The sequence below is a fragment of the Streptomyces sp. NPDC088707 genome (genome assembly GCF_044752725.1).
Taxonomy (GTDB): Bacteria; Actinomycetota; Actinomycetes; order Streptomycetales; family Streptomycetaceae; genus Streptomyces.
The window spans coordinates 163,019-186,131 of record NZ_JBIVLV010000013.1; the positions used below are offsets into that span (position 1 = coordinate 163,019).

Consider the following 23,113-nt stretch of genomic DNA (forward strand, 5'->3'; position numbering starts at 1 on the left):
GGGTCCGGGTCCGGGTCCGGGTTTGGGGACTAGCCCCGGGGCCGGGAGCGTACCGCCAGGGCCCGGAGCAGGCAGGCGAAGCCCACCGTGGTCAGGATCGCCCGGACCAGGTTCCACGCCACCCAGGGCCCCTCGAAGGCCGCGCGGGCGGCCGTGGGGTCCGTGGCAGCGGCGAGCGCGTCGTTGAGGGGGACGTTCGCCGCCGAGGTGACCAGGAAGACCGCCACCGAGAGCACGAGCGCGGCGAGCGTCCAGATCCGCGCCCGGGTGGCGCGGTGCTGCCAGGCGGCCACCGCCGCGAGGACCGTCGCGCCGAAGAACGGGGTGAAGAAGAGCGGGTTCTGGATCACCTCGTTGATGTTCCGCATCACTTCCACATAGACCCGGTCGTCGCTGCGTGCCAGCGCCGGCATCACCGAGCACACGTACGCGAACCACACCCCCGCGACCAGTCCGGTCGCCACCGTCGCCGCGCCGAGGACCGCCCCGGCACCCTTCCCACCCCGCTGCTCTGTCATGTCCCCATTCAAGGGCAGCGGGCGGTGCGGGGACCATGCGAGCGCGTCGCCCCCGCATACGCGGGCGTCCACGGACACCGCCCCGGGGGCGCCCCTCAGCCCCGGCGGCCGGTCGGGGGCGGGCGGTTGCCCGCGCGGTACGGGGCGGGCCAGGGGGCCGCCGGCCCCTCGTAGCCCTGTTCGGCGGCGGCGTGCAGGGTCCAGTGCGGGTCGTAGAGGTGCGGGCGGGCGAGGGCGCAGAGGTCGGCACGGCCGGCCAGGAGCAGGGAGTTGACGTCGTCCCAGGAGGAGATAGCGCCGACCGCGATCACGGGGACGCCGGTCGCGTTGCGTATCCGGTCGGCGTACGGGGTCTGGTACGAGCGGCCGTAGGCCGGGGTCTCATCGGGGACGACCTGGCCGGTGGAGACGTCGATCGCGTCGGCGCCGTGCTCGCTGAAGGCGCGGGCGACGGCGACCGCGTCCTCGTCGCTGGTCCCGCCCTCGGCCCAGTCGGTGGCCGAGACGCGGACGGTCATGGGGCGGTCCTCCGGCCACACCTCCCGTACGGCGTCGAAGACTTCGAGCGGGAAGCGGAGCCGGCCGGCCAGATCGCCGCCGTAGCCGTCCGTGCGGTGGTTGGTGAGCGGGGAGAGGAAGCCGGAGAGCAGGTAGCCGTGGGCGCAGTGCAGTTCGAGGAGGTCGAAGCCGGCGTGCGCGGCCCGGCGGGCGGCGGCCGCGAACTCCTCGCGTACGGCGGTGAGTCCGGCGCGGTCGAGGGCGCGCGGGGTCTGGTTGACGCCCGGGCGGTACGGGAGGGGCGAGGCGGCGACGAGCGGCCAGTTGCCCTCGGGCAGGGGCCGGTCGATGCCCTCCCACATGCGGCGGGTGGAGCCCTTGCGGCCGGAGTGGCCGAGCTGGACGCCGATCGCGGAGCCGGGCGCCTGCGCGTGGACGAAGGCCGTGATCCGGCTCCAGGCGGCGGCCTGTTCGTCGGTCCACAGGCCCGTGCAGCCCGGGGTGATCCGGCCCTCCGGACTCACGCAGACCATCTCGGTCATGACGAGTCCGGGGCCGCCGAGGGCCCTGGAGCCCAGGTGGACGAGGTGGAAGTCGCCGGGGAGGCCGTCCTCGGCGACGTACATGTCCATCGGGGAGACGACGATCCGGTTGCGCAGGGTCAACCCTCGGAGCCGGAAGGGCGTGAACATCGGCGGGGTGCCGGGCGGGCAGCCGAAGTCGCGCTCGACGGTGGCGGTGAAGGCCGGGTCACGGAGCCGCAGGTTGGCGTGGGTGACGCGGCGGCTGCGGGTGAGCAGGTCGAAGGCGAAGCGCCGGGGCGGCCGGTCGGCGTGGCCCGCGAGCTCCTCGAACCACTGGAGGCTGGCGGTGGCCGCGCGCTGGGTGGACTCGACGACGGGCCGCCGCTCGGCCTCGTAGGCGGCGAGGGCCTCGGCGGGGGTGGGGTGGTCGCGGAGGCTGTGGGCCAGGGCCAGGGCGTCCTCGACGGCCAGTTTGGTGCCGGAGCCGATGGAGAAGTGCGCGGTGTGGGCGGCGTCGCCGATGAGCACGGTGGTGCCGTACGACCAGCGCTCGTTGACGACGGTGCGGAAGGCGGTCCAGGCGGAGCGGTGGGAGCGCAGCTCCCGGCCGCCGAGCGCCTCGGTGAAGATCTTCGCGCAGCGGACGGTGGACTCCGCCTCGTCGAGTTCGTCGAAGCCGGCGGCCCGCCAGACCTCCTCGCGCATCTCGACGATGGCGGTGGAGGCGCCGGCCTCGTAGGGGTAGGCGTGCAGCTGCATCACGCCGTACTCGGTCTCGGCGGTCTCGAAGCGGAAGGCGTCGAAGGCGAAGTCCGCGGCGAGCCAGATGTAGCGGCAGCGGTGGGTGGTGATCCGGGGGCGGAAGTGGGCGGCGTGGGCCTCGCGGGTGCGGCTGTGGACGCCGTCGGCGGCGACCACCAGGTCGTGGTCGGCGGCGAGGAGCTCGGCGGGCGGGGCCTCCGTGCGGAAGCGCAGCCGTACCCCCAGGTCGGTGCAGCGGGCGTGCAGGATCTCCAGGAGCCGGCGGCGGCCGAGGGCGGCGAAGCCGTGGCCGGTGGAGGTGCTGCGGTGGCCCCGGTGGACGACGTCGATGTCGTCCCAGCGGACCATGTCGCGGCCGAGCGCCTCGTAGACGACGGGGTCGGCCTCCCGGATGCCGCCGAGGGTCTCGTCGGAGAGGACGACGCCGAAACCGAAGGTGTCGGAGGGGGCGTTCCGCTCCCAGACGGTGATCTCCCGGGCGGGGTCGAGGCGCTTGAGGAGCGCGGCGGCGTAGAGCCCGCCGGGGCCGCCACCGACGACGGCGATACGGGAGAGGGCGGGGCCGCCACGGGCACGGCGGGGGGCGTGGGCCGGGCTCGCGGCGGGGCCCGGGTCCTGCCCGGGGCCCGGGTCCTGCCCGGGAGTCAGGTCCCGCCCGGGAGCCGAGTCCCGCCCGGCGCCCGGATCCCGCGCGGGAGCCGGATCCCGCCCGGGGCCTCGCATCGTCAGCACCCCCGCCATTTCGGAGGGCGCTTCTCCGTGAAGGCGGCGTGGAACTCGGCGTAGTCCTCGCCGTTCATCAGGAGGGCCTGGGTGGCCGCGTCCAGTTCGATCGAGGCGGCCAGCGGCATGTCGAGTTCCGAGGTGAGCAGCGCCTTCGTCTGGGCGAGGGCGAGTGCCGGGCCGTCGGCCAGGCGGCGGGCGAGTTCGGCGGCCCGCTCGCCCGCTCCGCCCTCCTCGGTGAGCTCGGAGAGCAGGCCGATGCGCTCGGCCTCCGGGGCCAGGACGGGCTCGCCGAGCATGAGGAGCCGGGTGGCGTGGCCGAGGCCGACGACCCGGGGCAGCAGATACGCCGCGCCCATGTCGCCGCCGGAGAGACCGACCCGGGTGAAGAGGAACGCGAAGCGGGTCGTGGGGTCGGCGATCCGGAAGTCGGCGGCGAGCGCGAGGACGGCCCCGGCGCCCGCCGCGACGCCGTGGAGGGCGGCGACGACCGGGAAGGGGCATTCGCGGAGGGCCCGGACGACCTGGCCGGTCATCCGGTTGAAGTCGAGGAGCTGGGCGGTGTCGAGCGCGAGCGTGGCGCCGATGATCTCGTCCACGTCGCCGCCGGAGCAGAACCCGCGGCCCTCGCCGTCGAGGACGAGCGCACGGACGGACCGCTCGCGGGAGAGCTCGGCGAGGAGGTCGCGCAGATCGGCGTAGGCGCCGAAGGTGAGGGCGTTGAGTTTCGCGGGTCGGGCCAGCGTGACGGTGGCGACACCCCGGTCGATGTCGACGCGCAGATGGTGCCAGCGTGCCGTGCGGGGCGTGGAGCCGATAAAGGGGCTCATCCGGAACGGCCTCCTTCCTCCGTTCGGAGGGTATCACTCTCCTGTGACCATCGTCACGAGTACGCGATAAGGGAGGGGTGAGGGTGCCCGCAGAAGGTCCTCGGCAGCCGGTGACGGAGGTCCCCACCCCTCAGGGAGGGGTGCCTCTGGAGGAATAGATTGCACCTCGTAAGGTTGAAACCAGGACGTCTCGGGATGCCTCCACCCCACTCGCCCACCCCCACTCGGTGAAGGGAGCCTGCCCCATGCCCGAAGCCACCGGACCCGCAGCCGGCCCGTCCGCCGGACCGACCGGGCCCGCCGCAGCCACCGGACCCCCCGCACACGGGCCCGCCGCCTCGTGGCGCGTCCGGCTGCCGCACACCACGGCCGCCGTGCCGATCGCCCGCGCCCTGATCCGTACCGCCCTCACCGACCTCGACCCCGGGACCGGCGGCCGCCCCGACCGCGACACCGCGGAGCTGCTCACCGCCGAGCTCGTCGCCAACGCCGTCGAGCACACCGCCGGCCTCGGCCCCATCGAGCTGGTCGTCGAGCTGCTCGCCACGCCCGGCGGGTGTCAGATCGAGGTCCACGACGCCGAGCCCGCCCGTGCGGGCGAGCTCGTCTGCCCCGCGCCGGGAGAGGTGGACCCGTGGCAGGAGCACGGCCGGGGCCTGCTCCTCATCCGGGCGCTCAGCAGCGACTGCGGCCACCGCCCCACCGAACACGGCAAGGCGGTCTGGTTCACTCTGCCGGGGATACCGGCGCAGCGCCCCCGCTCGGAGCAGTGACGAGACGCGAGCGGCGGCGCCCGTAGCCGGCGTACACCAGCGTCCCGACGACCAGGAACCCGGCGAACTGCAGCCAGGTCGTCCAGCCCGTACCCCACATGAGGTAGAGGCAGAACCCGATGCCGAGGATCGGGCTCAGGGGGAAGAGCGGCACCCGGAACGAGCGCGGCAGCTCGGGGTTCCGGCGCCGCAGCACCATCACCGCGAGATTGACGACCGCCATGACGGCGAGCGTGCCGATGGTGGTCAGGTTGACGACCACGTCCAGCGAGGCGAACGCCGCCGGGACGGCGAAGACCGCGGCCACGATCCAGGTGTTGGCCACCGGAGTGGCGGACTTCGGCGAGACCCGCTCGAAGACCCGGGGCACGAGACCGTCGCGGGACATCGACATCAGGATCCGGGTCTGCCCGTACATCACCGCGAGGACGACGGACGCGATGGCGACGACCGCGCCGAACGCGATGATCCCGCCGCCGACCGACGATCCGGTCACCTGGTCGACGACCAGCGAGAGCGCGGCCGGCCGGTCGGCCACGGCGTCGGCGCCGAGGGCCCCGATCGCGGAGAGCGCGACGGCGCAGTAGAGCAGCGTGACGAGCCCGATGCAGATGAGGATGGCGATCGGAATGTTCCGGCGGGGGTTCTCGACCTCCTCGCCGGCCGTGGTGATCGCGTCGAAGCCGATGTACGAGAAGAAGGCCACCGAGGCGCCCGCGGTGATCCCGGCCATGCCGTGGTCGGCGAACGGGGAGAGGTGGCCGGCCTGGAAGGCCGAGAAGCCGACGGCGCAGAAGACGACCAGGATCCCGATCTTGAGGATCGCCATGGCCGCGGTCGCCCGCGCGCTCTCCCGGACCCCGCGCACCAGGAGGGTGGCGGCGAGCGCGATCACGACCACGGCGGGCACGTTGACGACCCCGCCCTCGCCGGGTCCGGCGGAGAGCACGGCCGGGAGCTGCCAGCCGGTGAGGCTTTCGAGGAGTTCGTTGAGGTACTGGCTCCAGCCGACGGCGACCGCGGAGACCGAGACGCCGTACTCCAGGAGCAGGCACCAGCCGACGAGGAAGGCGGCCCGCTCGCCGAGGCTCGCGTACGCGAAGGAGTACGAGGAGCCCGAGACCGGGATCGCGCCGCCCAGCTCCGCGAAGGAGAAGGCGGTGAAGACGCAGGTGATCGCGGCGAGGACGAAGGAGATCACCACCGCGGGGCCCGCCTCGGCGACGCTGTCGGAGAGGCCGACGAAGATGCCGGTGCCGACGATCGCGCCGACACCGAAGCACACGAGCTGAAAGAGGCCCATGGTGCGCTTGAGGCCGTGGCCTTCGAGGTCGGCGCCGGATTCGGCGAGGAGCTGCTGCGGGGTCTTGATCCGCGAGGCGGACGGGGTCATGCGGTGGTTCTCATCTCTCATGGGCACGCGTCAGGGGGTTCGGGCATGACTGCCCGAACCCCCTGTAAGGGTGCGATCGTAAACCGCACCACGCATATTCACCCAATCGGGCGTAAAGCTATGCCGCCGGAAGCACCGTCGGGATCACCGCGGGGATCGCCGTCGGCAGCGGACCGCCGGCCATCGTCGCGACCAGGACCGCCTTGATCGTGTGCATCCGGTTCTCCGCCTCGTCGAACACGACCGAGTGCGCCGACTCGAAGACCTCGTCGGAGACCTCCAGCTCGGTGAGGCCGTGCCGGGCGTGGATGTCCCGCCCGACGTCGGTCCCCAGATCGTGGAAGGCCGGCAGGCAGTGCAGGAACCTGACGTCGGGGTTCCCGGTGGCGCGCAGCACGTCCATCGTCACGGAGTACGGGGCGAGGGAGGCGATCCGCTCGTCCCAGACCTCCTTGGGCTCACCCATGGAGACCCAGACGTCGGTGGCCACGAAGTCGGCGCCCCTGACCCCCTCGGCGACGTCCTCGGTGAGGGTGACCGTGGCTCCACTGGTCTCGGCGAGCTCGCGGGCGGCGGCGACGATCCCCTCGGACGGCCAGTACGCGCGCGGGGCGACGATCCGGACGTCCATGCCGAGCAGGGCGCCGGTGACCAGGTAGGAGTTGCCCATGTTGAAGCGGGCGTCGCCGAGGTAGGCGAAGGAGATCGCGTCCAGCGGCTTGTCCGTGTGCTCGGTCATGGTGAGCACGTCGGCGAGCATCTGGGTGGGGTGCCAGTCGTCGGTGAGTCCGTTGAACACGGGGACGCCGGCGAAGGCGGCGAGTTCCTCGACGATGTCCTGACCGTCGCCCCGGTACTCGATGCCGTCGAACATCCGGCCGAGGACGCGGGCGGTGTCCTTGACCGACTCCTTGTGGCCCATCTGGGAGCCGGACGGGTCCAGGTAGGTGGTGCTGGCCCCCTGGTCGGCGGCGGCGACCTCGAAGGCGCAGCGGGTGCGGGTCGAGGTCTTCTCGAAGATCAGCGCGATGTTCCGGCCGCGCAGTCGCTGGACCTCGGCGCCGGCCTTCTTGGCGGCCTTGAGTTCGGCGGAGAGCGCGATCAGGCCGCGGAACTCCTCGGCGGTGAAGTCCAGCTCCTTGAGGAAGTGGCGGCCGATGAGGTCAGTGGCCATGGGACGCGCTCCTGTGGGTACGGTCGAGGGTCGGCGATCGGGGGACGACGATCAGGGACCCTGGAAGTGTATACGCAGTTCAACATTTATATACAGCCCAGGGTTGGCCGACCTCCGGCCCCGGCCTCGACGGGAGACGTCCAGCGTCGACGGGAGGCGTCGGACGCCGACGGGAGACGTCAGGCGGCGTCCCGCTCCACCGGACAGCTCATACAGCGCGGGCCGCCCCGCCCCCGGCCCAGCTCGCTGCCGGGGATCTCGATCACCTCGATGCCCTGCTTCCGCAGATGGGTGTTGGTCGTGACGTTCCGCTCGTACGCGACCACCACCCCCGGCTCCACCGCGAGCACGTTGCAGCCGTCGTCCCACTGCTCGCGCTCGGCCGCGTGCACGTCCTGCGTGGCCGTCAGGACCCGGATGTCCTGGAGGCCGAGCGCCGCGGCGATGGCGCTGTGCATCTGCTCCGGCGGATGGTCCGTCACCCGCAGCGACTGGCCGGCGTCCCCCGGTTCGATCGTGTACGAGCGGAGCATCCCGAGCCCCGCGTACTGCGTGAACGTGTCCTGGTCGACCATCGTCATCACCGTGTCCAGGTGCATGAACGCGCGCCGCTTCGGCATGTCGAGCGCGACGATCGTGCGCGCCGAACCCGCCGCGAACATGCCCCGGGCAAGCATCTCCACCGCCTGCGGCGTCGTCCGCTCGCTCATCCCGATGAGCACGGCGCCGTTGCCGATGACGAGCACGTCCCCGCCCTCGATCGTCGACGGGTAGTCGGTCTGCCCCTCCGACCAGTGGTGGAAGGCGCCCGCATCGGCTCCCGTGAACAGGGGATGGTGCTTGTAGATCGCCTCGAAGTGCACGGTCTCGCGCTGCCGGGCCGGCCAGCGCATCGCGTTGATCGAGACGCCGTCGTAGATCCAGGCGGAGGTGTCCCGGGTGAAGATGTGGTTCGGCAGCGGGCCGAGGAGGAAGTCGTCCAGGTCCATGGCGTGGAAGCGGACCGAGGTCGGCTCCCGGTGCGCCGCCAGGAACTCCCGCTTCGTCATCCCGCCGACGAGCGCCTCCGCCAGCGCCGCCGCGTCCAGCGAGTCGAACGCGGCCCGCAGGTGGTCGGCCGCGAGCGGCCCGTACTCCTTCTCGTCGAAGACCCGGTCGAGCACCAGCGCGCGTGCGGTGGGCACGTCGAGGGACTCGCTCAGGAGATCCCCGAAGAGGTGCACCTCCACGCCCCGGTCGCGCAGTACGTCCGCGAAGCCGTCGTGCTCCTGCCGCGCCCTGCGCACCCAGAGCACGTCGTCGAAGAGCAGGGCGTCCTTGTTGGACGGGGTGAGCCGCTTCAGCTCCAGATCGGGCCGGTGCAGGATGACGCGGCGCAGCCGCCCGGTCTCGGAATCGACGTGGAATCCCATGCGCCCATCCTGACGGAGCGGGCCGCCCGTGGCCTGTGTTTCGGGACAGGCGGCGCCGGGACGCGTCGCGGGGCCGGCGTCGTCCCCGCGCACCGCGGCGGCGGCCTCGGTCCCGCTCCCGGCCCCGGTACCGCTCCCGGTCAGCCGAACCACGCCCGTACGGCGACGAGCAGGAGGATCGCAGCCACCATGCCGCCGATCAGCAGCCCGGCGCGGCGCAGGAAGCGACGGGTGTAGCCGTTGCCGGGATCGTCCGCGTGCCCGGTGACCGTCCCGGATGCGGGCGGTCCGGGGCGCCGCGCCGTACGGGGCATGCCGTACGCGTCCTTGAGGAGGGTCAGCCAGACCGCTTCCGGCAGGCCGGGGCTCTCGTCGTCGACTATCAGCCAGAAGGTCTCACGGGCCGACGGCACCGGGCTCGTACGGAGCCGGGCGAGCAGCTCCCCCACGGTGCCGACCGGGGCGTCGCCGCCGGCGAGGAGCGGGCGGACCGCCCAGCGGTGCAGCTCGGCGGCGTTGGCCGCGCGCTGCTCCTCCGGCGGGTCGGACGGGTCGGCGGAGGCACCCGCCGGTGCGACGGCCCAGAACTCCTGCCCGATGGCCACCTCGCACAGCTCCCGGCACAGCGCATGCTCCCAGGACGGCAGGCGCCGGGCGGCCTCGCCGAGGAGGAGGGTGAGGACGGCGTACGCCTGCGGGCGGCGCAGCGAGTCCAGCAGCTCGCGGTTCCCGCCGCGCTCGACGAGCTCGCGCGCCTCGTCCACGGTGCGCGCGGCGGGCAGCTTGTGCAGGAGGCCGGTCTCGGTCTCCCGCTCCCGCCCACGGCCCCGAACGGCGGCCCAGGCGCGCCCCGCGGCCGCCCCGGGTCCGGTCCACGCGGGCGCGACAAGGGGGAGATCGGGGCGGGGGTACGGGTCGGCACCCGCCGCCCGGGACGGACGGGCCCCGGACTCAGCGGGCCTCTTGGAGAGATCGGGGCGCGGCGGGGGGATGTCGGCGGTCCGGGGCGGGTCCGGGGTCGGCGGCGCGACGGGCCGGTCGGGACGGTCGGGTCGGACAGCGGGGGCGGGGCGCGGCGGGGGAAGGTCGGCGGTCCGGGGCGGGTCCGGGGTCGGGTGGTACGGGGCGGGGTCAGCGTCCGGTCGGGGTGAGCCCTGGTACGACTCGGGCTCAGGAGTCGGGCGGGGCCGGCGGTACGACTCGGGCTCCGGGGTCGGGTGGGGCGGACGATACTGCGCCGGCTCAGCTGCCGGTCGGGGCGCCGGTCGAGGCGAGCGGTACTGGTCCTGCTCGGATTCGGGCTGGGGCGGGCGGCGGTACGAGTCCTGCTCAGGCGTCGAGCGCGGTGGGCGGTACGAGTCCTGCTCAGGCGTCGAGCGCGGTGGGCGGTACGAGTCCTGCTCAGGCGTCGAGCGCGATGGGCGGTACGAGTCCTGCTCAGGCGTCGAGCGCGGTGGGCGGTACGAGTCCTGCTCAGGCGTCGGCGGGGCGGGGCGGTGCGGGGCGGGGTCGGGTTTCGGGCGGGGCGGGTCCGGTTGGCGGGCCGGTGTCGTCGGGCCGTCCTGGGGCGCCGTCCGGGCCCCGGTACCGGTCGGCGTCGCCGGCTTCCGCTCCGGCGGGTCAGGGCGGAACCACTCGTCGGGGCTCTCGTACGGACCGGGGCGGCCCACTCCTCGGGGGTCTCCCCCGGCGGGTGCCGCGTCACCGGCCCCCGGTCGGTCGGCCGTGGTGTCGCCCGCCGGCGTACGGGCGTCGTCGCCGGTCCTGCCCCCGAGGCCCCACCCCCGTCTCCGGCCCGACGTCCTCCGGGTCTCGGGTGCGGACGGCGACGGCGTCTCGGCGCGGGGTTCCACTTCGGCCGGGGGCCACGAGGCCCGGCCCGAGGCCTCGGGGGCGGCCGCGTGCCCGCCGGGATCGCGGCGGTCGAGGACGTCGAGCGCCCGCACGGCCGTCTCCAGGAGCGAGGTGCCGCGGGCGGAGGATGCGCCGTGCAGGGCGCTGCCGACCGCGTACTCCCGGCCCTCCCCCTCGGCGACGCCCCTGAGGTGGTGTCGGACGAGCCGGGCCGCGATCTCCTCCGCCCGGTCGCCGACGCGTTCGCGCGGGTCGACGCGGCGCCGGTCGGTGTTGCGGCTCGCCGCGCCCGACCACCGTCCGACGAACACGAAGCGGAGCGCGGTGAGTTCGACGGTGTCATGGGTGGCGAAGGTCCAACGGCGGCCGGTGAGCGCGCCGAACATGCTGTGCAGGCCCCAGAGCACGGGGCCCGCGGTGTCGCCGCGTTCGTCCAGGGCGGTGAAGCGTTCGTCCTGATGGCGCAGCAACTCGGCGACCATTCCGGTGAGTTCCCCGGCCGCGCGCTCCAGGGCGCTGTCGAGTTCCCCCTGCCCGTGGCCGGTCGCGGGGACGAGGACCCGTTCCGGGATCACCGGCAGCTGGCCGCGCACCCGGGCTCCGTCCATGGCCGCGCCCTCCCAGTTCCAGGCGTGGAGCCCGAGGCAGGTGGCGGGTTCGAGGAGTCCGGGTGAGCCGATGAGCGCGTGGCAGAGCACGGACGTCCCGCCGTCGGCGTCCGTGAACGGCCTGCGGTGGATCAGCATCACGTCCGAGCGCCGCTGGAGCCGGATCAGCGCGGGCCGGGTCTCCTCGCCGCTGGCGCGCAGGACGGGCCCGGACATCCGGAAGAGGTTCTCGGCCTCTTCCCTGGGCCCGGACCAGGCCACCGGTCCGAAGCCGGTGCTGCCGGTGAGGTTCTCGCTGTCCCACCGGAACACGATCTGGTCGACCTCGTTCTCCGACCGTGTCATCGGTCGATCCCCTCCATAGGTCCCGCGGGTTCCGCCCCGGGCAGCAGCCCGCACAGGGCGAAGAGCGACAGCAGTGGCGCGAGGACCCGGCGCGGCCGGGCCCCGTGCGGAAATCGGTCGCCGCGCGCCTGTCCTCCGGTGGCGGCGACGAAGTGCAGGGTGCAGTCGGCGCAGTCGTCGAACGGCTTGAGCCAGGCGGGGCTCGCTCCTTGGGCCAGGAAGGCGTACGCGTCCCGGCTCTCGGCCCGTACCGCGGCGGGGTCGTGGCGGCCGGGCAGGGCGCGGCCGAGCCAGCGGTCGACGACCGGTTCGAAGCGCACCAGGTCGCTCTTGTTGACGGCGAGCGCGGCGGGGGCGGCGACGAGTCCGCCGCGCTGCCGGGGGATCCGGTTGAGCACGGTGGCGAAGGCCTCGTCGCCGAGCTCGCGCAGCCGCAGTCCGCTCTGTTCCCGTACCGGTTCGAGGGAGGGCAGCCGGAGCGCGCGCAGCGGGTCGAGGACGAAGATGAAGGCGTCGACGCCCATGAGGAAGCGGCCGACCTCACTGTCCTGGGCGAGGTCCTCGCCCGCGAGGTCGAAGAAGACGACGGGCCGGGGAGTGGCGCCGCCCGCCGAGACGAGCAGGCCGTCGGCGAACCGGGCGAACGTCTGCTGTCCTGTGCGGCCCAACTGCCGTCCCTGCTGCAGGCTCTGGACGCGCTCGCGCAGATAGGCGCGGTGCGCCTCGGGGTTGAGCGGCAGGCACTTCAGTCCGTACGGTTCGAGGCCGCCGAGTTCGACCTCGCCCAGCATGGCGGCGAGCAGGTGGGTCTTGCCGACGGAGGAGCTGCCGACGAGGGCGATGGAGAGCGGCTCGCCGTTGACGAGGTAGGGCAGGGGCAGTTCGTGGCTCTCGTCACCGTCCACCGTGTGCGGGCACAGGTGGTACGCCTTGCGCAGGGCGTCCGCGATGTGGGCGGGCCGGCGGTCGGCCCTGAGGTCCAGCGGGATGCGGTTGCCCTTGGCGTCGATGGTGACGAGCAGGCGTTCGTCGTACTCGACGGGGAGCAGGCAGTGCGGGCACATCCGGCTGCGCGACGGCGGCGCCTGGAGCAGTTCGGAGGGCGAGGCGGGCGGACGGGGCGGTTCGGCGGCGCGCGGGGCGGCGTGACGGGGTGGGACGGCGCGGGGCGGTTCGCCGCCGCCGAAGATCTTGCTGATGAGGGAGGGGCGCGACGGGCGCGGGTCCCGCGCGGAAACCTCCGGGGCCTCGCCGGCCGGACCCGCGCCCGGCCGGCTGCCCCCGGTCAGCGCGTGCTTCCTGGCGAGCTGGGCGTCGTACTGGGCGCGGAACGGTTCGAGCACGTCGACCGTGTCGGCCCCGGCCGCGAGCGGGTCGGGCACGTACAGGAGTCTCAACAGCTCGGCCGGATGGGGGCGTTCCTTCGCGTGCGGCGAGAAGAGACCGCTGTGCTGGAGGGCGGCGAGGCGGCGGTAGTCGGTGAGGTCCGCGGGCGGCCCCTCCCCGCGGTCGGGGCGGCCGGAGAGCAGGTAGTAGGCGAGTTCGGCGACGGACCACAGGTCGTCGCGCGGGTCGACGGTGCCGCGCCCGGCGCGCTGTTCGGGTGAGGCCCAGGGGGCCGCCCCGAAGGGTTCGCGCGCCTCTCCGGCGCGCAGCGCCGCGTAGGGCTCGCAGAGCCGCACGCGGGCGCCGTCCCACCGGACGTTCTCGGGCGTGATCGCCCGGTGGACCAGGCCCAGGTCCCCCAGGAGGCGTACGGCCATAGCGAGTTGGCCGGTGATCCGCTCCTGGTCCTCGGCGCCGAGCCGCCCCGCCCAGTCGGAGAGCGGACGCCCGCTCGGCGGCCGGTAGAGCACGAAGGGTTCGGCGGCGGTCAGGTCGAAGCCGACGATCCGGGTGAGGATGCCGACGAACCTGTCGGCGCCGTAGCGCCGTTCGAGGGCGACGGAGGCCGCCACCTCCCGCTCCAGGAGGCCGTACGCCTGGGGGCCGCCCTGCGCCGACGAGGCGAGCCGGTACTGCACGACGGGCACGCCGCCGGCCCCCAGGACCGCCCGGCGCGCGAGGAAGCCGGGGCGTCCGGGGGGCCTGTGGTCCTCCCCGTACCGCACGACGAAGCGGCTCTGCGCCTCCCTGGGGGTGAGGAACTCCAGTTCCTGGTAGTACGGATGGGGCGGCGGGCTCGGTTCGCTCAGATGGTCGGGGTGGTCCGGGCCGAGGGGCCGGCTCGGGCCGGCGCCATGGCCGCGGTCGCCCGGGCCCGCGGGGTGGTCCCGGTCCTCGGGACGGTCCGGGTCGGGCTGGGCGTTCGGATGGTTCGGGTCGGTCACGGTTCTCCCGCCTCCTCGGCGCGGACGGTGTGCACGACGTCCGCGCGCAGGGGTACGAGACGGAGGATTCCGGCGTGGCGTCCCGCACCGGTCCAGACGACGTCCTCGGCGATGCCCCGCCAGATGTCGTCGCCCGCGGCCCCGCGCCGCATCGCCTCCGGCACGAACCGGACCTGCCGGGCGGCGAGCGGGTCGTGGGAGAGCAGTCGCAGGTGCTCCGGCCCGCAGAGCGCGACCGTGCGGGCGGGGTCGTCCTCGGCCAGGAGCAGCCGGGCCACCGCGTCCGGGGCGACGCCGGTGAGCCGGGCGGCGTCGGGCCGGTCGGAACGGTCGGTGAAGGCGGCGAGACCGGCGAGCGCGTCCTGGTCCCGGAGGCCGTCGTACCGGGGCGGCGGCGAAGCCGCGACGTCGCGCTCCAGACGCACCCGCGTGTCGTCGAGGAGCTCCGCGATGCGCTCCTCGTGGACCGCGGGCACCACGGCTCCCGGGTCACGCTCGATGCCCGCCCAGCACCGGTCGAGGATCAGGAGGGTTCCGGCGACCAGGTCACCGACGAGCGTGTCGACGAGCAGGGGGCCGCCGTCTCCGTACCGCCGCTCCAGCCAGGCGGGCGCGGGGTCGGGCTCATGGCCACCACGCGGTCCGCCCCATGCCGCACCTCCGCCGGCGGTGGCGGGGTCCCGGTCGGGGGCGGCGGACGACCTGGACGGCCCCGAGGGGTCGACCGGGCCGGAGGGCCCGAACGGGTCGTCGGCGCCGAACGCCTCGGAGGGCCCGAACGGGTCGGAGGCGTACGGAGCCCCGTTCGCCGTCGGGGCGGGTGCCCGTACCGGCGGCGGGGGTTCCTCGTCCATGTCCGACCAGACGTCGTCCGCGCCGCCGTCCCCCCAGTCCTCCCAACTCCACGACGAGGTACGGCCGTCCGGCTCCGGCGACCCGGCGGGCCCCCTCCGGGGTCCCCGCTCCGCCGGGTCGGCGGAGTCGGCCGACGGCACGTACGCGTACCCCGGCCCCTTCGCGTGGGACGGCCCCCGGCCGTGCGCGTCGGCCGTGTCGGCGAGGCCGCGCAGCAGTCGGGCCACCGCGCCCGCGCCCGCCGAGCAGTGGTGCCGCACCTCGGCGAAGAGCCAGTCGTGCACGGCGGTCGTGACCACCAGGCTCTGGACCTCGCGCAGGATCCGCCAGGCGTCCTCCGGGTCGGCGCGGGCCCACCAGTCGTCCACGGCCCGGCTCCAGTCGCGCAGCGCGAGGAGGAAGACCGCCGTCAGGGAGACCGCGAGGGCCACCGCCCCCGCCCAGGGCGGCAGGTCGAGGAGCCGGCCGAGGCCCGCCCCGACGAGACCGCCGAGCACTCCGCCGAAGAGCCGGGGCGCCGCCCCCGTGGCACCGCCTCCGTCGATCCGCCCGTCCGGTGAACGGTTCGGCCTGCGGCGCAGCATCAGATGGGCCAGCCCGGCGGCGAGCACCCCGACGGCCGGACCGAGGACCCAGCCGAGCACCGGCCAGGCCCCCGCGAGCAGGGCCAGGAGGCCGGTCACGGCGAAGGCGACCGGCCGCGAACCGCCGGCCGTGAACGGATGGCGTCCACCGAGCCGCCGCAGCCGCTCAGGCCCGCAGATCGCGTCCAGCCTCGCGAGCCGGGCGGCGCTGCCGACGGGCGCGGTGCGCGCGGAGAGCGCGCCGAGCCGGGCCGCCACGGAGCGCAACGGCAGTCCTTTGCCGATCAGTTCGTGGGTGTGGTCGCGCAGGGCGGGGACGATCCCGGCGCGTGAGATCTCCCGTGGCATCTCGGGCAGTTCGATGCCCCGGTCCCGCAGCACCCCCCGGTGCTCGACGGTGAGCCTGCTGCCGCCCGCGGCGGCGAAGGCGTCCGCGACGGCGATCCGGAACCGCTCCAGCTCCCCCGCCACCCGCTCGATGTCCCCCGGCAGGTCGACCGTACGGCCGGCGCCGGTGAGGAGGCCGGCCGCGCCGCGCACCCGGTGGTAGCCGTCGACGGCGTCCTGGACGGCCTCGTCGCAGGTGGCGAGCCGGAGCCCGGCCCGGCCCTGGGCGGGCAGCCAGCGGTGGTCGGCGAGCGAGCGCGGCAGGCCCTCGTCGAGCAGCAGCGCGAGCGCGGGCGGCACCTGCTCGGCCGAGGCGGCGCCGGCCGGGACCTCCGGGCCGGTGAGCCCCTCCACCGCCTGCCGCCAGGCGCGCGCCCGCGCCTCGTCGGTGAGGTCGTGCTCCAGGACCCGCACGGCGGGCACGGCGACGCCGTGCACCACCTCGCCGAGCGAGCGCAGCACCGCGTCGAAGACCTCGGGAGTGGACAGGACGTCGACGAGCGGACGCAGCACGGCGTCGGCCGGGACGCCTTCCTCCGTCGAGTCGAACACCCAGAGGACGCCGGCGGCGGGCGGACGGAGGGTGAGGGTGCGGCGTACGGTCCGCTCGCCCCGGACCCCGACGGCCAGGCAGACGATGCGGGCGGGCCCGTAGGAGGAGAGCCGTTCGTACAGCAGCTGGTGGGAGACGAGCCGGTCGGCCTCGTCGAGGACGAGGAAGCGGCGCTCGCCGCCGGGCTGCGGGGCGTCGAGGGCTGCGCGTACGACGGCGTCGGGGTCGTACGCCCCCGCCGTCCGCAGGTCGAGGCAGACGGCGTGGCCGGGCAGCGGCCGTTCGGGGAGGACGCGCGCGCTCACTCCGCCTCCCCGGCCCGGTCGCGGTGGTAGGGCTCGTCGTCGAAGTCAGGACCGAAGTCAGGACCGAAGTCAGGACCGAAGTCAGGACCGAAGTCGGGTCCGAAGTCAGGTCCGAAGTCAGGTCCGAAGTCAGGCTCGGGTTCCCTCTCCCAGTCCTCCTCGAAGGCGGAGTTCCGCCGGGGCGGCTGCGCCGCGGCGCCCGGGCCGGGGGTTTCTCCGTTCCCGTAGGCGGTACGGGGATCGGGCACGGCGCCGGTCCCGTACCGGGGCCGGGGCTCGTTCCCGTACCCGCGCCGGTGCTCCCTCTCGCCCCCGGCCCGGGGCTCGCTCTCGTACCCGCGCCGGGGCTCGCTCTCGTAGCCGGGACGGGGCTCCCTCTCGTCCCCGGCCCGGGGCTCGCTCTCGTACCCGCGCCGGGGCTCGCTCTCGTAGCCGGGCCGGGGGCGGTTCCCGTACCCCGTGGGGCTGTTCTCGTACGCGGGACGGGATCCGTTCTCGTACGACCGGTCCCGCCGCACCTCCTGCGGGCCGCCGTCCTGGCCCCGCCCCGCGCCCTGTCCCTGGCTCTGGCCCGGCACCATGCCGGCCCGTGGCGCGTGGCGTTCGTACAGCGCCCGCAGGCTCGGCCGGGTCGGCCGGGCCGACCTCGGGAAGCGCATGTCGAGGGCGCCGGGGAAGGTGACCTCCCAGAAGTGGCGCAGCGGGGCGAGCCATTCGACCTCCGCCTCGCCGTACTCCCCGTATTCCGCGACGAGTTCGTCGATCAGGGCGAGCTGTCGCGGTGCGACCCGCTCCACGAAGTGGGTGAAGAGCGACGACGGCGGCGCGGGGACCTGCGCGAGGCCCTTGGGCAGGGCCTGCATGAGGCGTTCGCAGAACTGCTCGATGATCTGCCCCTCGTCGAGCAGCGCCCACCGCTCGTACGCGCGCAGCAGCCCCGCCCAGCTGGTGAGCGAGCCGTCGAAGTCCTCGAGACGCAGGGACATGGTCGCGGACTCGCCGTCCTGCAGCCGGATGCGGACGCGGTGGGGCGAGCCGGCCGGGCCCTCGGTGTCGATGTGCCCGTTCCACATGGCGCAGAGCAGCCGGTGCAGGATGCGCTGCCGGTCGTGCTCGGTGGAGACCAGCCAGTCGTCCTCGTAGCCGAGGCGCTGGCGCCAGTGCAGGAAGTCGTCCTCGCCGGCCGAGTCGCGGGCCTCGGACCAGAGGCTGAGGACGTTGCGGACCTCGGAGATGTCGGTGAGGTTCATGCCGCTGCGGAAGAAGACGACGGTGATGGAGTCGGTGTCGCCGGCCCGGCTCTCCGGGGTCACCCGGGAGGGCAGGTTGAGTGCCTGTTCCAGGTACTCGCGGGCGCGTCCGTCGGACTCGCTCGCCGGATGCACGATGAGGATCTTGAGCGGTCCGCTGCCGTCCGGTACGAAGCCCACCGGGATGAGCCCGGCGAGCCGGGAGCGGAACTGGTCGAGCCAGCGCGGGTCGACCTTCGCCTCGGCGGTCTCGTCGCCTGCGGCGGCCCGGAGCAGCAGTTCCATGGAGGGCAGCAGGGGGCGGGCGAAGGCGTCCTCGTTGGCCTCGCCGAAGAGCCGCTTGACCCGCCGCTCGACGACCTGCTTGATCTCCTTCACCGCCGCGCCGGACGATCGGCGGACCGAGTCGAGGGCCCGCCGCCAGTCCTCGGGGCCGACGATCCGGCCGAGCAGCCCCGCGGCGTCGGCGCCCTCGGGCAGGCCCTCGCTCTGGGCGAGCCGGTCGACGACGTCGTCGTAGAAGGCGCGCAGGGTGTTCTGCGGGGGCAGCAGGTAGGCGATGCCCGCGCGGTCGTCGCGGTAGAGGTCGCGGCGGCTGTCGGCGAAGGACTTGCCCTCGTCCTGCTCGTGGTCGCGGAGCGCCTTGACGAGTTCGGCCACCTCGGAGCTCGCCTTGTTCAGGGAGGGTCGCCACTGGGCCTCGCCGTTCTGCCAGCCGTGGTGCCAGAGGGTGCGGGCCCGCCACTGGTACCAGGCCTGCTGGGCGGCGAGCGCGTCCTGGACGTCGGGGTCGCTCCAGCGGGCCGGTACGACCCCGCCGACGGGGCCCTTGACCGGAGGGATGCCAGGGGCGGCGGTGTGGACGTTCGGGGGCCGTTCGGGTTCGTTCCGCCGGTTGTCGATCATGCCGGTGAAGCCTTCCCTCGCCACCCGGTCGGGGTGGCCCGGCAGGCCCGTCAGGATGACCTTGATCTGGAACGGGTCCATGGCGCCGAGGAGTTCGCGGACCCCCGCGCTCGGTCTGAAGTCCTCGGTGAGGCGCGGGATCTCGCGGGCGAGACCGCTGTCGAGGCGGCGCAGGGACTCCTCCATGTCGCCGAGCCGGTTCCGCAGCTCCTGGGTGATCTTCGTCTTCCCCCGGGGGAGCTGCTCGGGCAGCGGGACGTCCGGGGCGTCCCGGGTCCAGAGGCGGCCGATGCCGGAGCGGTTGAACAGCTCCCTGACGTGGTTCTGTCCCTCCCGGTCGGGGCGCCGGGCCCGCTCGGTCATGCCGCGTACGGCCTGGGCGAGCAGCCGGGCGGCGACGATCTCGGCGAGGTCGTCGACGGGCACGGTGAGGGCGGCGGCGAGGCTGGTGGACATGCCCCGGTAGCCGATGCCGGTACGGGCCGGGGTGGAGCGTTCCACGGCCTTGTTGATGAAGCTGGCGGCGAAGGACTGGTAGTCCTCCTCGGCGCGGGTCGCCGAGCCGTTGTCCTGGCCGAGGTCGGTGCCGATCAGCGACATCACCATGGCGGCGATGGAGCGCCGCAGGTCCTCGCTGTTGATGACGGAGGGCTTGGAGAAGAGGAAGGCGGTCTGCATGGTGGCGGGACGCAGCGCGACGACGCCGTCGCCGGGGTACGTGACGCTGAGCCGCCCGCGGTCCTCGACGTCGCCGACTTGGTCGACGGCGTCGGGCACGTTCTGGTCGTCGACGAGCCGCGAGAGGTCCACGAGGGCGCGGGCGGAGTTGAGTTCCGCCTCGCGTCCGCCGCCGGCCTCGGGCGGGAAGGCGGAGGGCATGACGACGAGCGGGTAGATCTTCACCCCGGGCACCCGGGCGTTGCGGAACTCGTGCCCGATGAGGTGGATGAAGTCGTAGAAGATGCCGGCCCCGGTGCCGCCGGCGACCGAGAAGGCGACGAACACGTCGCAGCCCCGGATCTTGCCGCCACCGACCCGCCGCAGGTCGCCCGCGGCCTGCCCGATGGACCCGATCGCCTCGCGGAGCTGGCGGAGGACGGGTTCGAGGCCGGAGCGGAGGGTCGCGAAGAGCGCGGAGCGCCCGACGGTCGGCAGCTGTCCCGCCCCGCTGTTCAGCGGGGCGACGCGCGGCTCACGGGCCTTCGGCGGCAGCCAGAGCCGGGTCTCCTCGGGGACGGAGACGCGCAGCATCCGCGTCACCTCGGGCGAGGAGTCGAAGTCGGTGGGCAGCAGGTCGCGGACGATCCGGGAGGTACGGGCGAAGGCGGCGCCCTCGGCGCCCTTCGCCTTGAACTGCGGGTAGCCGAGCAGCTCGGCCTCGCTGAAGTCGGCGTAGACGAACTGGAGGCAGTCGGGCAGCTGGAAGGGCAGGCGGCGGCCGCCGTCGACCAGGTCGGTGCCGTCGGGGCCGCACAGCTCCCGGCGCAGGCTGCGTTCGAGTTCGCTGCCGATGCGTCCGCCCGTGCCGCCGAGCCCGACGAAGAGCATGGGCTGATAGATCTTCATGTCGTTCTCCTCGGGACCCGTTCAGAAGTTGCCGTCGTATGCGCTCGCGTCCGGGGAGCCGTCCGAGCCCGTACCGGTGAGGCGGCCGGAACCGGCCCCGGTATCGCCGGCGCCGCCGCCTCCGGATCGGCCTCCGGATCCGCCTCCGGTACGGCGAGGGGGACGGAACCACGGTGTGCCCCGGCCGCCGGTGGGCGCCGGGCGGCCGCCCCGTACGAGCAGCTCGTGGTCGCCGAGCCCGGCCGGCTCGCCGGTCCGCACGGGGACCTGGGCGCCGCCCCGGGGCCGCAGCAGAAGTTCGCCCGCGCCGGTGCGGCGCAGCACGTGGGCGGAGGAGCCGCCGCCGGGAACGCGGCGGAGGGTGGCCGGCGCCCCGTACGGTTCGTCGACGGTGAAGGCGAAGACGCCGCCGGGGCTCTGCCCGCGGCGGACGGTCAGCGAGTCGAGCGACCGCCCTTCCTGGCAGAGTTCGAGCGTGACGCCGGTGAGGTCGCGGCGGCGGCGCCGGAAGAGGAGCCGGATGCCGACGAAGGTGCCCGCGAGGAGGACGAGGACGGACCCGCCGACCACGGCCTTCCACCAGAGTTCCCACCAGGTCGGCGGCTCCACCACCCGGACGTCGAGGAGGGCGCCGCGCAGGGTGCGGTCGTCGTCCGCGGTGTCCACCACGGTGACCTGGCCGCCGAGCGTGCCGTAGGGCGTGTTCTTGCCGACGGTGACGGTGAAGGGGATCCGGGTGCCGGCGTTCGGCGGGGCCGTGACGGTCGCCGGGGCGACGGTGAGTTCGGCGCCCGGGGTCTGGTCCGCGAGTCCCAGTCGCAGGGTGTGGGGCGCGGAGTCGTTGTTGGTGACGTCGAGGGTGCCGCGGACGATGGCGCCGGGGTGCACGGTGTCACCGTCGACGGTGAGGGCGGCGGTCACGAGCGGCGCGCCCTTGGCGACGACCGCGTGCAGCGGGCGCCGGTCGGAGGTGATCCCGGGCGCCTCCATGCGGGTGACGAGCTCCAGGGCGCCGGTGGCGCCCGCGGGGACGGTGAGCGTGCCGGTGAACCGGACGTCGCCGGCCTTGGCGTCGGGGGCCTTGCCGTCGTCGGCGAGCCGGAAGGTGACGGGGGCGAAGCCCTCGCCGCTCAGGTCGGCCGCGACCGAGAGGTCGGCCAGCTGGCGCGGGTCGGTGATGACGACCCCGCGCCGGGTCTGCATCTGCACCTCGACCTTGACCCGCTCGCCGGCGCGCGGAGAGGCCGGGTCGAGGACGACGGCGGAGCGCAGCCGGCCCTGCCAGATGGCCCGGACGGCGACCTCGCGGTCGCCGTGGCCGGGCGGCGCCTCGATGTGCACCCGCCAGGAGCCGGGCAGCGGGTTCTTCACCCGCAGTGCCTCGACCGGGCCGTTCTGTCCGCTGACCTCGAAGGAGGAGCCGTCGAACTCGCCCCGGACGGGGACCTTGCGGCCGGCCGGGTCGAAGTAGGTGACCTGCACCTTGGGGTCGTGCTTGGCGACCGTGAGGGAGCCGTCGGTGGCGATCGGCGGGATGGTGACGGTCAGATCGGCGGGCGGCTTGCCGACGGTGCCGTGGGCGATCCGGGCGCAGCGGGCGGCGGCGAAGGTCTCCTGGAGTGCCTTGTCGATCTCGGCGGAGGTGTCGACGACCCGCATGCGCGGGGTGGAGCCGGGGATCTCGGAGCAGGCACCGCGGTAGCCGCCCTCGGCCATCGCGGTGAGGCTGGCGCGGTCGAGCTCGCCGCCGAAGCCGAGGGGCCAGATCTGGACGCCGGCCGCCCGGGCGCGGGCGAGTTCCTCGACGAGCCGCTTCGCGCCGTTGGACTGGCGGCTCTCCCGGTCGGTGCCGTACTCGGGGCTGTCGGCGACGTCGAGCTTGCCGTCGGTGAGCAGGAAGACGACCTTCGGGGGGCCGGGCTTCTTGGCTCCACCGGTGCCGGTGCCGGTGTTGGCGCCGGTTCCGGTTCCGGCCTGCGTGAGGCGGGTGACGGCCTGCCGGACGGCTGCCGGGAAGTCGGTGCCGGGGCCCATCCGGGCGGTGTCGCGGCGCCCCAGCTCCTGGACGCAGTCGCTGAGCCGCTCGCGGCCCGCCGCGTCGGCGACGGTGAGCTGGCACAGATCGCGTACGGGCGACTGGCCGCGCTTCTCCGAGCTGCCGAAGCCGATGACGGCCGCCCGGGACTGCTCCGATATCTCGCCCTGGACGAGCAGCGCCGCCGCCTCGGTCTCGCGTGCCAGATCCTCGTCGGCGAGGCTCGCCGACTGGTCGACGACGACGGCGAAGTCGAGGGGATCGGGCCCCTCCGAAGGGTCGGCGGGCGCGGCGGGGGCTGCGGGAGCGGTACGGGGGACCGCCCGCGCCCCGGAGACGCCGGGCGCGCCCGCGGCGGTGGTCGCCGCGAGCGGGCCGCCGAGCGCGAGGAGCGCTCCGGCGAGGAGCAGGGCGCTCCCCTTGTGGGTCCACTGCATGTTCTCTCACCACAGTTCGCTGAAGAGGGCCAGAAGGGCACCGAGCGCGAGCGCGGACACGCCCAGGCGCAGCCACCGGTACTTCGCCGCGAGCACGAGGCCGTGCACGCTGGCCTGTTCGAGGAGCCAGCCGGTGGCGTCCGCGCCGGGCGCGGCGAGCCGCTCGCGCAGGGCGGTCACCGACGGTCCGCCCGTCAGCTCGCGCAGGAACGTGCGGTCGGCCCCGATCCGGGTGCGGGGCAGCACCACCGAGACGAGCATCAGGACACCGGCCGTCCAGAGCGCGCCCGCGAGGAGCAGGAGGACGATCCCGGGTCCGGATTCGGGCAGGAGGGCGCGGTCCCCGGAGAAGACGACCGCGAGGAAGGCGAGAGCGCCGGAGAGCAGGATCGCGGCCTTGGTGTCGGCCCGGCCGATGTCCTCCCGGACGGTGGCGAGCAGCCGTTCGGCCATGAACCTGAGCTCCTCGGCGGGTACGGGGACGGGCGCGG

13 protein-coding genes are annotated in these 23,113 nt (G+C 74.4%); 1 reads left to right on the top strand and 12 read right to left on the bottom strand.

The annotated features are described in order from the left end of the window. Positions 1–29: 29 nt before the first annotated feature. The 3 genes from ACIP84_RS32640 to ACIP84_RS32650 form a co-directional block, all read right to left on the bottom strand. The gene (locus ACIP84_RS32640; RefSeq protein ID WP_401802823.1) at positions 30–518 is read right to left on the bottom strand and encodes a DUF1772 domain-containing protein; all 489 of its coding nucleotides are present in this window, start codon (positions 516–518) and stop codon (positions 30–32) included. 95 nt (positions 519–613) lie between these two features. Next, positions 614–3,043, bottom strand: coding sequence for a bifunctional salicylyl-CoA 5-hydroxylase/oxidoreductase (locus ACIP84_RS32645; RefSeq protein WP_401802825.1), 2,430 nt, complete (start codon positions 3,041–3,043; stop codon positions 614–616). Next, positions 3,028–3,855 (bottom strand): enoyl-CoA hydratase family protein, encoded by an 828-nt coding sequence (locus ACIP84_RS32650; protein ID WP_266970163.1) that lies wholly within the window; start codon positions 3,853–3,855, stop codon positions 3,028–3,030. Before ACIP84_RS32650 ends, ACIP84_RS32645 begins: the two co-directional genes overlap by 16 nt. Positions 3,856–4,100: 245 nt before the next feature. On the opposite strand from ACIP84_RS32650, the gene ACIP84_RS32655 reads away from it, so the two are divergent. Next, positions 4,101–4,628, top strand: coding sequence for an ATP-binding protein (locus ACIP84_RS32655; protein ID WP_401802828.1), 528 nt, complete (start codon positions 4,101–4,103; stop codon positions 4,626–4,628). Here the strand turns inward: ACIP84_RS32655 and ACIP84_RS32660 are convergent. The 9 genes from ACIP84_RS32660 to ACIP84_RS32700 form a co-directional block, all read right to left on the bottom strand. Continuing rightward, on the bottom strand, positions 4,582–6,021 hold the full coding sequence (locus ACIP84_RS32660; protein ID WP_401802830.1) for an amino acid permease: 1,440 nt from the start codon (positions 6,019–6,021) through the stop codon (positions 4,582–4,584). The genes ACIP84_RS32655 and ACIP84_RS32660 overlap by 47 nt on opposite strands. 118 nt (positions 6,022–6,139) lie before the next feature. Further along, the gene (gene argF, locus ACIP84_RS32665; RefSeq protein WP_401802831.1) at positions 6,140–7,195 is read right to left on the bottom strand and encodes an ornithine carbamoyltransferase; all 1,056 of its coding nucleotides are present in this window, start codon (positions 7,193–7,195) and stop codon (positions 6,140–6,142) included. A 179-nt stretch (positions 7,196–7,374) separates the two neighbouring features. Next, positions 7,375–8,607 (bottom strand): arginine deiminase, encoded by a 1,233-nt coding sequence (locus tag ACIP84_RS32670; protein ID WP_355959794.1) that lies wholly within the window; start codon positions 8,605–8,607, stop codon positions 7,375–7,377. Positions 8,608–8,747: 140 nt separating this feature from the next. Next, entirely contained in the window at positions 8,748–11,414 is a 2,667-nt protein-coding gene (locus ACIP84_RS32675; protein ID WP_401802833.1) for a hypothetical protein, read from the bottom strand. Continuing rightward, the gene (locus ACIP84_RS32680) at positions 11,411–13,744 is read right to left on the bottom strand and encodes a hypothetical protein (protein WP_401802835.1); all 2,334 of its coding nucleotides are present in this window, start codon (positions 13,742–13,744) and stop codon (positions 11,411–11,413) included. The genes ACIP84_RS32675 and ACIP84_RS32680 overlap by 4 nt, the downstream gene beginning before the upstream one ends. After that, a complete protein-coding gene (locus ACIP84_RS32685) occupies positions 13,741–16,428 on the bottom strand; it encodes a hypothetical protein (RefSeq protein ID WP_401802838.1) in 2,688 nt (895 codons plus the stop codon). The genes ACIP84_RS32680 and ACIP84_RS32685 overlap by 4 nt, the downstream gene beginning before the upstream one ends. Next, on the bottom strand, positions 16,425–20,150 hold the full coding sequence (locus ACIP84_RS32690) for a tubulin-like doman-containing protein (RefSeq protein WP_401802841.1): 3,726 nt from the start codon (positions 20,148–20,150) through the stop codon (positions 16,425–16,427). Before ACIP84_RS32690 ends, ACIP84_RS32685 begins: the two co-directional genes overlap by 4 nt. Positions 20,151–20,171: 21 nt before the next feature. Then, positions 20,172–22,622: a VWA domain-containing protein gene (locus ACIP84_RS32695; RefSeq protein WP_401802843.1), complete on the bottom strand. Its 2,451-nt coding sequence runs from the start codon at positions 22,620–22,622 to the stop codon at positions 20,172–20,174. A 6-nt stretch (positions 22,623–22,628) separates the two neighbouring features. Next, on the bottom strand, positions 22,629–23,075 hold the full coding sequence (locus ACIP84_RS32700) for a Pycsar system effector family protein (protein ID WP_355959782.1): 447 nt from the start codon (positions 23,073–23,075) through the stop codon (positions 22,629–22,631). Positions 23,076–23,113: the final 38 nt, after the last annotated feature.